Below are 13,157 nucleotides of genomic sequence, written 5' to 3'. Positions count from 1 at the left end.
CTGGAGAAGGTTCGCGCCGAATTCAGCTTGACCGCGCTCGCCTATAATCTCAGACGGGTGCTCAATATTGTCGGCTTTACCGGGTTGATGGCCGCGTTAAGGGCCTGACCAGCCGACAGTCGGCGTTTTGCCGACCCGTTGAAGGGGCTATATGGCGCGCAGCCTCGCCAGCCAGAAGATTTTGGGCTTCGGGCTGTTCGTCCCAGGGCGCCATAACCACGCCCAGACGGACATGGGCAGCACCAAGGTCGTCAAAATCGGCAGTTTTCACACGGTCTGCACGATTTTTGCACCGTGACAAATTTCTTCCTTAAGGGAGATTCCAACCATCGATCCCAAATTTTCAGCTCAGTACTGGCGGCGGAAAGCCTGGATCGCGCTGTAGGTGCTGGCAGTTTGAAAGGAAGGGTGGCGCCTACACGCCTCCCTTCCTTCCTCAATTTTTTATGACCGGCCGAAGCGTAGCGGTGCTCATAGGAGGACCGCTCGCTAGCGGCTGGTGTGCGATAGCACGAGAGGCTCGCGTTCGTTGGCCGCCTGGCAAACCCGGTCGCGCCCCTTTTGCTTGGCGCGATACAAAGCCCGGTCGGCAGCCTCCAGCAGGTCTGAAGGTGTCATTTGGTTGGCCTCTGGCGGCAGGGAGGCAACGCCAAGGCTGACCGTGACGACGCCGTTAGGCCGCTTGGCATGTTTCAGCCGCAACTCGCGCACTCCAGTCAGTAAGCGGTTGGCGACCGCATGTGCGACGCGGGCGTTCGTATTGGGGAGCAGGATGACGAATTCCTCGCCGCCATAGCGGCTAACTACGTCGCTCGATCGACAGGTTGCGAGAAACACGTTGGACAGCGCCTGCAGGCACTTGTCACCCGCCGGATGACCGTAAAGGTCATTGTAGGCCTTGAAGTCATCGGCATCGATCATGATCAACGAAAGGTCCCGGCCGTTCTTGGTTGCCCGGTCGAAATGCCGCTGCAGACTTTCCTCGAAATGGCGCCGGTTGGCGACGCCGGTCATGAAGTCGCTGCGGGCCGCCTGGCGGTGATGCGTGTCGGAGAGTTCCTTGCTCAGGGCGATCAGCCCGAAGGCGAGCAGGATGGTGAAGATCAGGGCGCCGATCATGATCGGCACGATCCCCGGCATGGCGCCGAACGAGGTGTTGCCGGTGTGGACATGAAACAGTAGCGGGAGCGCACGCCACAGGTTCGTCACGGCCTGGAAGCCGAACAACAGCAGCAGCCAGGCGCGGATGATGCGCCCCCCCGGTCCCATCAGCCAGATTTCCCGCATCGTCACCAGGATCTGCGCCACGATCATCAGCCCGCTGGTGGCAATCCGCAGATCGATATTGCCGCGGAAGGTGGGGATGAGGCACAGCACCAGCCAGATCGCCGCCGGCACGACGATCAGCTTTCGTCGGGGCGGGCGCAGGCGCAGGGTCCGGCAGCCGCTCCAGGTCATGCTGTAAGAGAGGAACACCAGCGCGTTGCCAAGGGTGATCGCGGGCAAAAATGGCAGCGCCACACGGCCGACCATGCCGAGAGAGAACAACGCGCAGGCGGCCGTCATCCACAACAAGACCTTCTGGCTTCGGTCCTGCAGCCACATCGGCACGCAAGCGGCCCCTAGCAGCGACACAACCAGCAGCATGGCAAGCAATAGAGTCTTTGGGTCCAGGGTCATCATGTAACTTCGTTGCAAGTAGCCCTAACGGGCACCGAGCCGCTCTTAGTCTACAATCAAACATTGCACCACGTTAACATTGTGTGACTGTAAGGATGCCGTCGAGCGGTGAAGGGCGCCTAGGTCAGAGTTGCCCGGCGAGCTCCTCCAGCTGCGTTAGGCGGGTGGCACCGGCGAAAACCTTTTCCGCCGGGGCCCTGGGCGCTGCAACAGCAGTTGGGTGGTGCCGAGGTGTGCGTCCCACCGGGCGACCGCCGGCGAAATGCGGCCAACGCGGGAGAATGCAGTGGGACTGCCCCAAAACGACAACATGCCGGTCGTCGCCGACCGGCCCTCTTGCGCTTGATTTTTCAAGGAATTTCGTGGCGCGTCCGAAGAGATTCGAACTCCTGCCCCTCAGATTCGTAGTCTGAAGGTGAGGCACGCTCGACACTACTTATTTTTTTAATGATATGAATGTCCGCTCTCGAGACACGGCTAATGCCGCTCCGATGTCTGAGGTGCGCGCAGAGCCGAAGGACCAGTTTAGCTGGACCGGGCCGATAGGGGACCGTCTGCTCTCGGCTTTCATGGGCATAGTGCGGACATTCAACCTAACGTGTCCATCAGGTACACCGAGCGCCTGACTGAGGCGGGCATCGAGCTCTCCGTGAGCGGTGTGGGCGACAGTCTGAGCATACGGCAGGCCCTTGCACAGCCCCAATGACCGCCTGCACCAATGCCCAGAAGGCATTGAAATGATGCCTCGACACTGCCCCGCTCGCAATCTAGCTTTCCCTTACCGGCGGGGTGCAATCGTCACCGAAATAATACGTGCCTGCGCCGTTCCGCTGTGTTAAATTATAGCTGGCGGCGGCGCGACGAAAAGCACGGATTGTAAAATCGGAGAAACCATCGTGCGCGATAATCCGATCCATTCATTCTATCAGGTCATGACCGGGCAAATTCACGACCAGTTGGCGCTCGGCTCATTCCGCTGGTTCACCGTCGCCATGGCTTGGGCGATGTTTTGCGGCGGCTTGGCCGTGGCCGGCTATTGCTGGGCGCGGGTGCCTGAGCAGCGCACGGCGAGGCATTTTTTCGTCTTTTCCATGCGCTTCCTCTCGGCCGGCATGTGGTATCTTGGCACGTTGTGGAAAATGCCCTGGCCCGTCGCGCATGGGTTCAAGGACTGGCTGACCAGTTGCGTCACTTACAGTTCCTTCCAATGGCATGCCGATATCATGCAGTTTTTGCTGAACAATATCGCGCTCGTGCAGCCGCCGGTCTGTCTGCTGGAAGTGTTTTTCGCGACCTCTCTGGCCTTGGGATTTGCCGTGCGCTTCACCGGGGTGATCGCGGCCTTGTTCATCCTCAACCTGCTGGTCGGCCTCTATAACGATCCCACCGAATGGGTCTGGACCTATGTCGGCATCATGTGCGCGCATGGCATGTTCGCGGCCGATGGCGCGGGGCGCAGCCTAGGGCTCGATTATCTGCTGCGCACGCGCCCGGTCTTTGCCCCGGGCTCACGCCTCGTCTCACTCCACGCGCTGGTTTCGTGAGGCAGAGATGAGCACCGCCCCGGCAAATAGCATCCCGCCCGGCGTCACGGTCTTCTGCGACCCGACCCTGGCCCCGGCCCTGCGCGCCTTCGCCCCCATTGCCCGCGCCCAGCTCGGCGCGCCGGTCGCCGTGCTCAGCGCCGTAGCGGCGGGGATGCTGGCGCAAATCCAGCGTCATACACGCAACGATGTGCTGTTCACCCTGAGCACCGCCATGGACCAGGCGGTTCAGGCCAGGTTCGTGGTCCTCAGCACGCGCACAAACGGTTTTGCCAACGCGCTGGTGCTGGCCGGCCTGGCTGGACGCTTTCCCGCGCCGGCCAATGCGGCGGCGTTGGCGCAGCTGGTGGCGGGGAGCAAGATCGCGGTGACCGATGATACAGTGGCCTCGGCGCTGGACGGGCGGGCCGTGCTCGCCTCCAACGGTTTGGCCAGCGGCAATGTCATGGGGACGGCCAATACCGGCGATGCCGCCTTTCTGGTCACCACCCATGTGGTGGACATCGCCCTCATCTACCGCACCGATGCGCTGGCCGACCCGCGCCTGACAGTGCTCGCCACCCTGACCGCCGATCCGACCCTAACAACCTATTCAGTCGCGGTGAATGCAAAGGCCGTCAGCCCCAATGCGCGGGCCCTTGTGGGGCTGATCAGCAGCTCCGGCGGCGCCGCTTTGTTGCGCCAAGCTGGCCTGGAGGCCGTGACATGAAAACGAAACCAACCCCGGCTACGCATGATATCCAGGAGCACCCGCTGGTCCTGCGCATCGCGCACTGGCTGCAAGCTTTGGCCATCATCATCATGATCGGCAGCGGTTGGCGGATTTATAATTCCGTACCGATTTTCGGGGAATACCGTTTTCCGATCTGGGCGACTCTGGGCGGCGACCCAATGGAGTCGAAAATCGCGCATATGGACCCTGGTGTTGCCAATGCGCTCAACTGGCATTTTACCGGGCTGTGGCTGCTGCTGGCGAGCTACCTGCTGTTCCTCGCACACGGCATCATCTCGGGCCATTTCCGGCGCGACTACCTGCCGGTCTCGCCGCGCCGGATTTTCAATGATCTCCTTGCCGCACTCACCTTCCGCTTGCCGCACCGGCTGGGCGAGTATAACGCGGTGCAGCGCGCCGCGTATTGGTTCGCGCTGTTCTCAGTGTTGATGATGATTCTCTCCGGCCTTGCGATCTGGAAGCCGGTGCAGCTGAGCTGGCTCACCTGGTGCTTCGGCGGCTACCCGGCGGCGCGTGTCATCCATTTCCTGTTCATGACGGGGATCTGCCTGTTCATCATCGTGCATGTCACGCTCGTCGCCATCGTGCCCAAAACATTGGTTGCCATGGTGCTTGGCCGTGCCGCCGAACCCATCCATACCGCAGCCGAGGTGCCCCATGCCGGTGAATGATAAAAAGCCAAAGATCATTCTCCCGCCCGCGAAAAAATTCACGGTAGATGTCGACCGCCGCAAATTCCTCGGCACGGGCATGAGCTTGGGCGCGCTCACGCTGCTCACCGGCTGTGACATCAGCGATAGCGACACGGTGCAAAAAGTCTTCGCCGTTGTCTCGCGCTGGAATAATTTTGTCCAGGAGGCGCTTTTCTCCGGCACCAGGCTGGCACCGGAATATCCCGAGAGCATGGCGGTGAAAAATTTCCGCTATAATGCCTGGTATCATCCGTACGATGCGCCGGTGATCAAGGCTGCTGACTACAAGCTTGAGCTCGCGGGGCTGATCAACAACAAGACCGCCTGGACCGTGCCCCAGCTCTATGCCTTGCCGCAAAAAAGCCAGGTCACGCGTCATGTCTGCGTCGAAGGCTGGAGCATGATCGGCAAATGGACGGGCACGCCGCTGCGCACCTTCCTGGAACGTGTCGGCGCTGATCTTACCGCCAAATATGTCGGCTTTGTCTGTGCCGATGGCTATTACGAGAGCATTGATATGCCGACAGCCCTGCACCCGCAGACCATCATGGCGTTCCAGCTCTCGGACCAGATTCTACCGACTGAATACGGGTTTCCCTTCAAAATCCGCATTCCGACCAAGCTTGGCTTCAAGAATCCGAAATATGTCACGGCGCTGTACGTCACCAACCGCTATCCCGGCAGCTTCTGGGCCGATCGCGGCTATAACTGGTTCAGCGGGGTCTGAGCCATGCGCGATGTCCAGTTGCCGGACCTCGCCCTGGCTCGAAATGAAAATGCGTCGCATTGCGCCGTCGCCGTCATGGCCAAGGCGCCGCAGCCAGGCTGCGCCAAAACCCGTCTTACGCCGCCTCTTGCGCCCGAGCAGGCGGCTGCGCTAAGCGCCGCTTTTCTGCGCGACACCACCGAAAATATTGTGGCGGCTGGGCAAAGCGCGCCAATTCACGCCTGGGCCGCCTTCGCCCCCGCAGGGAGCGAACATTTGTTCGATGGGCATCTGGCCGCCACCACCCGGCTGGTGCTGGCCGATGGCCATCCGGATATGCCGCCCCAGGTGCAGGGTTTCGGCCGGTGCCTTCTGCATGCCATCCGGGCGCTGCTGGAACGCGGCTACGCCTCGGCTTGCGTCGTCAATTCCGATGGCCCGACCCTGCCCACCTCCTACCTCGCCGAAGCCGCGCGGCTGCTGGCGCTGCCTGGCGATCGCGCTGTGCTCGGCCCGGCCGATGATGGCGGCTATTATTTGCTGGGTCTGAAGCAGGCGCATGCGCATATGTTCGCCGATATTCGCTGGAGCACCGATATCGTGGCGGCGCAAACCATCGCCCGCGCCGGGGAAATCGGGCTGGAACTGTTGACCTTGCCCGTCTGGTACGATGTCGATGACGCCGCGGCGCTGGAGCGTCTGGTGGCGGAACTTGCCAGCCCCCCCGCCGCCAGCGCCCCCTTTGCCGCCCCGGCGACCCGCGCCTGCCTGCAGCGCCTGGGCCTGTCTGCCGCCACTGACGTGACATAATGACTCGCACCGATCTACTGCTCGTCTTGTGCTTCCTGCTGCTCGCTGGTCTCATGGCCGTGGGCCTGACCTTGCCGCAGCCGATCCCCGGCGTATTTGGCATCGGCTATGGCGCGGCAGTGACCCATTTCGTTATCCTCGCCGGCATCCAGGGGCTCATCTATGCCGCCGCGGTGGCGCTCGTTCTCTGGGCCCGTCCCGGCCGCGCGGCCGTATGGATCATCCTTGGCGGCGCGCTCGCCTTCCGGCTCATCGTGCTCGGCGCCCAGCCTTTCCTGTCCAACGACATGTACCGCTACATCTGGGACGGCTGGGTGCAAGCTGCTGGCATCAACCCCTACCGCTACGTCCCCGCCGATGCACAGCTGAGCTTCCTGCGCGACACCGTGGTGTTCCCCAACATCAACCGCGCCAATTACGCCCACACCATCTACCCGCCCGCCGCGGAGTTGATTTTTTTTGCCGCCGCCTTCCTGGCCAAGAGCCTGCTGCTGCCTCCGGTCTTCGGTATGAAGCTGGCCATGGTGGCGCTGGAAGGCATCGGGATTTGGGCGATGCTGCACCTGCTCGATGCCGCCGCGCTGCCGCGCTCGCGTGTGCTCATTTATGCCTGGAACCCGCTGCCCGTCTGGGAATTCGCCAGTTCCGGCCATGTCGATGCCATCGTGATCTGTTTTGCAGCGCTGGCCTTGCTGGCGGCTTGCACCAACCGCCCGGGCTTTAGTGCCACCTCCCTGGCCTGCGCCGTGCTGGCCAAATTCTTGCCGCTGCTCTGGGCGCCGGTTTTATGGCGCCGGTGGGACTGGCGTTTCGCGGCCATTTTCGCGGCGCTGCTGGTGCTGTTCTATCTCCCGTACCTTGACGTGGGGGCCGGCGTGTTCGGCTTCCTGGGCGGCTATGGCCACCAGGAGGGCATAGCCGACGGTCAGGGCCTGTTCTTCCTCTCCGCCCTGGGGCAGGTCCTGCCCTTGCCCGGCTTTGCCGCCAAACTCTACCTGGCCTGTCTCGCTGCACTTCTCCTCGGCTTGGGCCTGCGCCTGCAAAACCAAATGCCAGCCACGCGAACCTTGTGCATCGCCGCTCTGGTGCTGGGCGGGCTCGGCATGGCCGGCCTCTCGCCGCATTATCCCTGGTACTATGCTTGGCTGCTCATCCCCGCCTGCGTGGCGCCTTTTCCAAGCATTTTGTACCTCGCAACCGCCAGCCCGCTTCTCTATTTAAACCCAGTGCATTTGAAGCTGTTCTGGCCGTCCTTTTTGTATGTCCCGTTCGTGCTTCTGGCGGCGTGGGATTTATGTGGCGCAAAATTAACGTTTGGGCTGTGGCGCTTGAAAGCCACCGAAGGAGCAAAGACATGACCCTGACGGCACTGAAAGACCCGCGCCGCTATTTCGACGCCGTGGACGCGGAGCGCCACGCCGAAGCCAAAACGCCGCCTGTCTGCCTATATCTAGAAGTCACCAACCGCTGCAACCTGCTCTGCGAAACCTGTCCGCGCACCTTCGAGGAGCTCGAGGCGCCGGCCGATATGAGCTGGGAGCTGTTCACCTCCATCATCGATCAAGTGCCCAACATCGCCCGCGTCGTGATGCATGGCGTCGGCGAGCCGATGCTGGTGAAAAACCTGCCCGAGATGATCCGCCACCTGAAAGCGCGCGGCATCTACACGTTGTTCAACACTAACGGCACGCTGCTGACGCCGCGCAAGCAGCGGGAGCTGATCGAGACCGGGCTGGATGAACTGCGCGTCTCGCTCGACGCCGCCGACGCCAAGACGTTTTTGGCCGTCCGCGGCAAGGATTTTTTCAACCGCATCGTCCGCAACATTTCCTCGTTTACTGCCCTGCAGGCGGAGCTGGGCGCCACCAAACCCCTGGTTTCGATGTGGCTCACCGGGCTCAAGGAGACGATCGGCCAGTTGCCGGATTTCGTCCGCCTCGCGGCCAAGATCGGCGTCAGGGAAGTGCATTTGCAACGGCTTGTCTTCGATGAGGAGGGGTTCGGCTTGGCCCGGGCCGCATCTGCCCTGTTCGCCCAGGCACAGGCCGAGGAGGAGCAAGCCATCAACGCGGCGCATGAGATCGCGACCGCTCTGGGGGTGCGCCTGAATGCCTCCGGCGCAACGGAGCCCGGCCTCAGCCTGAAGCCGCAAGCTGAGGAGCGGCCCTGGGCCACCTGCCGCCGTCCCTGGTCGCTGATGTATTTCACCGCGCATGGCCGCGCGCTGCCTTGCTGCATCGCCCCCTTCTCGGCGCGCGGCTATGAGAATTACACGCTGGGCGACGCGACCCAGCAGAGCTTGCGCGAGATCTGGAACGGGCCGGCCTACCGGGAGTTCCGCCGCGCCCTGCTCTCGGACGCTCCCCCCAAGCCCTGCCAACACTGCGGCTTGCGCTGGAGCCTGTGACGGCCATGGCTGGTGTTGCCGTTATCATCCCCACCCTCAACGAGGCCGAGGCGATCGGCGCCGTGATCGCCGAACTGCCCAAAGACGTCGTCAATGAAATCATTGTGGCCGATAGCGGCAGCACGGACGGCACACAGGAGGCTGCAAGCCTGGCCGGTGCGCGCGTGCTGGACGTGCGCGAGCGCGGCTACGGCCGGGCCTGCGCTGCTGCGGCCGCCGCCGCGTCCCCTGAATGTGACATCATCGTCTTCATGGACGGCGATGGCGCAGACCGCGCCGATCTCATCGGACAACTCATAGCACCGCTGCGCGCCGGTACACATGATTTCGTCATCGCTTCCAGGGTCAAAGAGCTGCGCGAACGGGGGTCAATGAGCGCGCACCAGGTGTTCGCTGGCCACGCGCTCGGCTTTGCCATCGGGTACCTCACGGGGGTGCACTATACTGACATGTGCGCCTACCGTGCCATTCGCCGCGCCGCGCTGGAGCGCCTGGCCATGCGCGAGATGACCTACGGCTGGAACATTGAGATGCAGTTCAAGGTGGCCCGCCTGGGCATGAGCGTGCTCGAGCTGCCCTTGCCCTATCGCTGCCGCGCAGGCGGCGCACCCAAGGTGGCGGGCTCCCTGCGCGGCACCGTCCGCGCCTCATGGCGCATTCTGGCTGCCTTCACCCGCCTCGCCTTCACGGGCGGCGCGTGAGTGAGACTGGACGAGGTCCGGGCCTTTTCTTAAATGGGGGCCTTCAAATAATCATGCAGCACGCGTCCGTAGGGCAGGGTCAGATCGGCAATGAAATGTACGCCGCCAAGCACCTTGCGTACGGGCAGGTCAGCGAGCGGGGCGTTAACGTGAGCGTGTAATTGCAAACGCGCCGGCCCCGACCAGCCTCCCTTAACTTGTATATCTGTCAGATTATAGCCAACCAGCTGACAGATGGCCTGCGTACCGTCAGCATCAGGAATGATCTTGAGATTTACCTGCGTTTTGCTCATTTTTTTGACGATCGACGCGCTGCTGCACTGTTTCTGCCCATCGACATCGTAGAGGATGTGCTGGTGCTTGTAGCCCATGGTCGCTACCGCAACCAAGGTATCGGCATAGGACACCTTGCCCGTTAACGTATCGTGGATCACGGCAAGCTCTGGTGCGCCATGTTTTTTCGGAAAGCCCCAGATCTCTCGCCCGCCGGCAATCGGCGGTTCATCGTCGAGATACATCTGCGCCGTGAAATTTACGGGTTCGCCGTTCAGCAGAGAGGGAATCACGATTCCCGATTCGGTATAATCCCCGAACCCCGCGGAATCCGGCATCCGGATCACCTCAAACAACACGGTGTTACTGCCGTCGGACTCCAACGGCTCGGGCAAGGCTTCGCGGATCGCCTCCGGGTCGGACAGATAGGTCAGGATCATATATTCACGGTCAACAAATCGGTATGGACCGCAAGGGTAAGAGGGCGAGGCGATCGGCATCGAAGGCACGTTCAAGACATCGGCGATCTTCATGTGCGGTATCCTTTTTAGAGAGCGCAACGAACAACTTACGGTGTAAAGCGGTGCAGGATTACCCCTTCGAGCGGATCGGTCGGCGCGGCCCAGGGCGCTTGTGCGATCGCAGCCTTGGTCTGGGCGTAGCCGGCCTCCCAGCGGTCGCGTATGCCACCGGTACTAAAATCAATATCCTTTGTGTTGTCTTCGTTCGGCAGGGCTGGTGCCACCAGAGCCACCACGTGCATCTGGGTGACGCAACCGTAGCTTGCCAACTCGGCAACCTCGTTGCTGGCACGCTCGGCTTCTGGCAGACGCTGGCTCAGATTGGCGATGACGTGCCGCAGCTTGTGGATCTGCTTTTGCCGCGCAATCTGGGTGCGCGAGCGGGACGCGAACTGCACGTCCTTCTGGCGGTTGAGCACCTGACCGAGTGTAACAGGCTCTTGTCCATCGGGGTTCCAGACATGGACCGAAAACACCAGCGCACTACGCCGCGGATTATCATCGAAGATCGCTTCGAGCGGGGTGTTGGAGAGAATGCCGCCATCCCAGTAAAGTTCGCCATCAACGCGTACCGCTGGAAAGGCCGGCGGCAACGCGCCTGAGGCCATCACATGCTCGACACGAAACTCCTGGTCACGGCTATCGAAGTAATGCATTTGGCTGGTACAGACATTCGCCGCGCCCACCGAAATGCGGGTCTCATGCCGGTTGATCCGATCGAAATCGACCAATTCAGTAAGGGTCCGGCGCAACGGCGCCGTGGAATAGTGCCCCGCATTCTCCGCACCAAGGGGCCAAGCGTTACCCATCAAGGTCATTGGGTTAGGCTCAAAGAACGCTGGCAACCCGTAGAGCATCGTCAGCAGCCGGGACATCGGGGTACAACCAGGCAGCACGGCCATGGTGTCGGCCGGCAAAGGGTATTCCACCCTATGCCAGAATGCCTCGAGCCGCTCGAGCCGGTCAGCCGGCGCGTTGCCCGCGATCAGAGCGGCATTAATCGCGCCGATCGAGGTGCCGATCACCCAGTCGGGTTCGATCCCCGCCTCATGAAGGGCCTGATAGACGCCCGCCTGATAGGCCCCCAAGGCGCCGCCGCCCTGAAAGACAAGCACAATTTGTCCGTATTTTGCCGTTTCGTGTTTTGTCATGATGGAACTTCCCCCTCTAAAAGGTGTCCATTTACATGTCCGCGCCCGTAATCAGGCGGGCGCCGCGCTGGTAGGTCGTATACGCCCACCCCCAGCTGAGCGCCACAGATAAGCGGTTACGAAAGCCGATCAGGAAATAGACATGGGCGATACACCACAGCACCCAGGCGAAGAAGCCCGCGAGGCGAACCCGGCCAAAATCAGCCACGGCAGCATCTCGGCCAATCGTCGCCACAAAGCCTGCGTGATGGTAAACAAAGGGTTCAGGCAATGCCCGTCCCGCGATCGCCCGGCCCACCCACTGGCCCTGCTGCTTGGCCACGAGCGCAATCCCTGGCAGCGGCTTGCCATCGGGGCCGGGGCAGCTCGCTGTATCCCCGACAACGAACACATGCGGATCGTTGTCCGGGTGCAGCCGCGCATCGACGATCACCCGCCCGGTCCGGTCAGATTGGGTATTCAACCAGCGCGCGGCAGGCGACGCCGCAACTCCGGATGTAAATCGGCGAGGGGTTCCGAAGCCTATCGGCGCGTCAACTATCAGATTTGGCTGCGTTTTATGGGGTCACAGCGTGGCGCCGATTTACACCAGATCTCATATCGAGCCCAAGCCGCCGTGATACACCATCTTTGGAGTATTAACTCGAACAAGCGGCGTTCATTCATAAAAATTGCCGATGGCAGGTACCGATCCCAAGGAGATGCTTGTTGGTCGTGTGGCCGCAGATTACCCGACCTCAGAGGGGACATTCAGACCAAATGTTCGGCTTCAGGGACGAAATCTGATCACGGCGCTGTACCGTGAGCGTGAATTTCAGCAAGATGGGCCGTCTCATTCATCGTGACCACATGACACCCGTCGGCACCGAATCGTAGGACATTAATCGCACATGGATCCTGTTGTAGATGCCAATAGCTTGCGAGAGACAGACCCAGCCCCATGGAGAGGAAAACACGATTCGTACTATCGTGACCGACCGCGATGACTGTACCTTGAGGGTGTGTCCTTCGCATTTCATCCAATGTTCTCGCTAACCGCGCCTGGACATCTTGAAGTGTCTCCGCCCCGTCGATGATGGTTAAGTGCGGCTGTTCCATCCAGGCTTTGAAGCGCTCAGGCTCAGTTTCCTCGACCTCGTCGCGTGTTCGGCCTTGCCATTTCCCATAGTTAATATCGATGAGCTGGGGCAGCGGCTGCACGGATATGCCTTGTGCCGCCGCAATCGCCTTTGCGGTGTCCATGGATCTGCCAAGGGGGCTCGCATAGATAGCCGTGGCCGACCATTGGGATGCAATGAACCGGGCGGTAATGGCAGCCTGTTTGTGGCCGAGTTCGGTGAGTGGAAGATCGATCTGGCCACGAAAGCGCGCGGGATGAATGCCTTCGACATGGCCGTGACGAACGAGAATAAGTGTAAATGGATCCATCGCTATCCTCCATATTTCAGGGGCGGGAAAGCCCGGTTGGTCTGATGGTTCAATGCCGCATCAGCATTGGCAAGTCGGAACGTGCCAGGATATGTATATTGCGTGACGCCACCAAACAGCAGGCTGCGGAAAGTGCTGTTCACGAATGCGCCCATTTTGGCCACCCGGAGCGGTGCCGGGTAACGGCCGCTTTGAGTAAGCGGCTGTGGCTCCGCGAGGGCTACTATGGGCGCAAAGCTGCCGACGAAGGCTTGGCCCCTTACGGTCGACGCGGAGTTAAGCTGAGCCGCTCCCGCTGTCCGCCGCGATCGGAGATGCGGGATGCCCGCGTCCTCTCGAAATGGTGTAACCTGTCGGCATGTGTGGCCGTTTTGCCTCCTACACGCCGCCTGACGCCATCCGCCGGCTGGTGGTGGTCTGCCCCCTTAGAAGCGATCCACCTTTTGTGTAGTTTTATTTTGGAGGTGGATTATGCCGCGGAAGATTTACAAGCCCGAGGAGATCATTGCGA

The 13,157-nt window shown here is 61.4% G+C and carries 15 protein-coding genes; 10 read left to right on the top strand and 5 right to left on the bottom strand.

Annotated features, from left to right (window positions below):
• Positions 1-151: 151 nt before the first annotated feature.
• On the top strand, positions 152-298 hold the full coding sequence (locus ACLPJJ_RS00105) for a hypothetical protein (protein WP_443588595.1): 147 nt from the start codon (positions 152-154) through the stop codon (positions 296-298).
• 191 nt (positions 299-489) lie between these two features.
• Here the strand turns inward: ACLPJJ_RS00105 and ACLPJJ_RS00100 are convergent, their stop codons facing one another.
• Entirely contained in the window at positions 490-1,680 is a 1,191-nt protein-coding gene (locus tag ACLPJJ_RS00100; RefSeq protein WP_443588593.1) for a GGDEF domain-containing protein, read from the bottom strand.
• Between the two features lie 896 nt (positions 1,681-2,576).
• Between ACLPJJ_RS00100 and ACLPJJ_RS00095 the strand changes: the two genes are divergently transcribed.
• The 8 genes from ACLPJJ_RS00095 to ACLPJJ_RS00060 are packed head-to-tail and all read left to right on the top strand — an operon-like array spanning position 2,577 to position 9,273.
• Positions 2,577-3,224 (top strand): hypothetical protein, encoded by a 648-nt coding sequence (locus tag ACLPJJ_RS00095; RefSeq protein WP_443588591.1) that lies wholly within the window; start codon positions 2,577-2,579, stop codon positions 3,222-3,224.
• Positions 3,225-3,231: 7 nt separating this feature from the next.
• Positions 3,232-3,933, top strand: a complete 702-nt coding sequence (locus tag ACLPJJ_RS00090) for a molybdate ABC transporter substrate-binding protein (RefSeq protein WP_443588589.1) — start codon at positions 3,232-3,234, stop codon at positions 3,931-3,933.
• A complete protein-coding gene (locus ACLPJJ_RS00085) occupies positions 3,930-4,628 on the top strand; it encodes a cytochrome b/b6 domain-containing protein (protein ID WP_443588587.1) in 699 nt (232 codons plus the stop codon). The genes ACLPJJ_RS00090 and ACLPJJ_RS00085 overlap by 4 nt, the downstream gene beginning before the upstream one ends.
• A complete protein-coding gene (locus tag ACLPJJ_RS00080) occupies positions 4,615-5,376 on the top strand; it encodes a molybdopterin-dependent oxidoreductase (RefSeq protein WP_443588586.1) in 762 nt (253 codons plus the stop codon). Before ACLPJJ_RS00085 ends, ACLPJJ_RS00080 begins: the two co-directional genes overlap by 14 nt.
• A 3-nt stretch (positions 5,377-5,379) precedes the next feature.
• Positions 5,380-6,165, top strand: coding sequence for a TIGR04282 family arsenosugar biosynthesis glycosyltransferase (locus tag ACLPJJ_RS00075; RefSeq protein WP_443588584.1), 786 nt, complete (start codon positions 5,380-5,382; stop codon positions 6,163-6,165).
• A complete protein-coding gene (locus ACLPJJ_RS00070; protein WP_443588583.1) occupies positions 6,165-7,523 on the top strand; it encodes a hypothetical protein in 1,359 nt (452 codons plus the stop codon). Before ACLPJJ_RS00075 ends, ACLPJJ_RS00070 begins: the two co-directional genes overlap by 1 nt.
• Entirely contained in the window at positions 7,520-8,572 is a 1,053-nt protein-coding gene (locus tag ACLPJJ_RS00065; RefSeq protein WP_443588581.1) for a radical SAM/SPASM domain-containing protein, read from the top strand. Before ACLPJJ_RS00070 ends, ACLPJJ_RS00065 begins: the two co-directional genes overlap by 4 nt.
• Positions 8,573-8,577: 5 nt before the next feature.
• Entirely contained in the window at positions 8,578-9,273 is a 696-nt protein-coding gene (locus tag ACLPJJ_RS00060; protein WP_443588579.1) for a glycosyltransferase family 2 protein, read from the top strand.
• A 29-nt stretch (positions 9,274-9,302) separates the two neighbouring features.
• Here the strand turns inward: ACLPJJ_RS00060 and ACLPJJ_RS00055 are convergent, their stop codons facing one another.
• From ACLPJJ_RS00055 to ACLPJJ_RS00040, 4 genes are all read right to left on the bottom strand, one after another.
• Positions 9,303-10,079 carry an acetoacetate decarboxylase gene (locus ACLPJJ_RS00055; protein ID WP_443588578.1) on the bottom strand — a complete coding sequence of 259 codons (777 nt, stop codon included), beginning with the start codon at positions 10,077-10,079 and terminating at the stop codon, positions 9,303-9,305.
• A gap of 35 nt (positions 10,080-10,114) precedes the next feature.
• Positions 10,115-11,218, bottom strand: a complete 1,104-nt coding sequence (locus tag ACLPJJ_RS00050) for a patatin-like phospholipase family protein (protein ID WP_443588577.1) — start codon at positions 11,216-11,218, stop codon at positions 10,115-10,117.
• A 31-nt stretch (positions 11,219-11,249) separates the two neighbouring features.
• On the bottom strand, positions 11,250-11,651 hold the full coding sequence (locus ACLPJJ_RS00045; protein WP_443588576.1) for a hypothetical protein: 402 nt from the start codon (positions 11,649-11,651) through the stop codon (positions 11,250-11,252).
• 353 nt (positions 11,652-12,004) lie between these two features.
• On the bottom strand, positions 12,005-12,646 hold the full coding sequence (locus tag ACLPJJ_RS00040) for a histidine phosphatase family protein (RefSeq protein WP_443588574.1): 642 nt from the start codon (positions 12,644-12,646) through the stop codon (positions 12,005-12,007).
• A 98-nt stretch (positions 12,647-12,744) separates the two neighbouring features.
• On the opposite strand from ACLPJJ_RS00040, the gene ACLPJJ_RS00035 reads away from it, so the two are divergent.
• Positions 12,745-13,157, top strand: a 413-nt coding sequence (locus tag ACLPJJ_RS00035; protein WP_443588573.1) for a hypothetical protein, incomplete at its 3' end; no start/stop codon positions are given.

It is taken from the genome of Acidocella sp. (assembly GCF_052326845.1).
In the GTDB taxonomy this organism is placed as follows: Bacteria; Pseudomonadota; Alphaproteobacteria; order Acetobacterales; family Acetobacteraceae; genus Acidocella.
The sequence above is the reverse complement of the archived record's forward strand: the minus strand, read 5'-3'. Positions and strand labels throughout refer to the sequence as shown.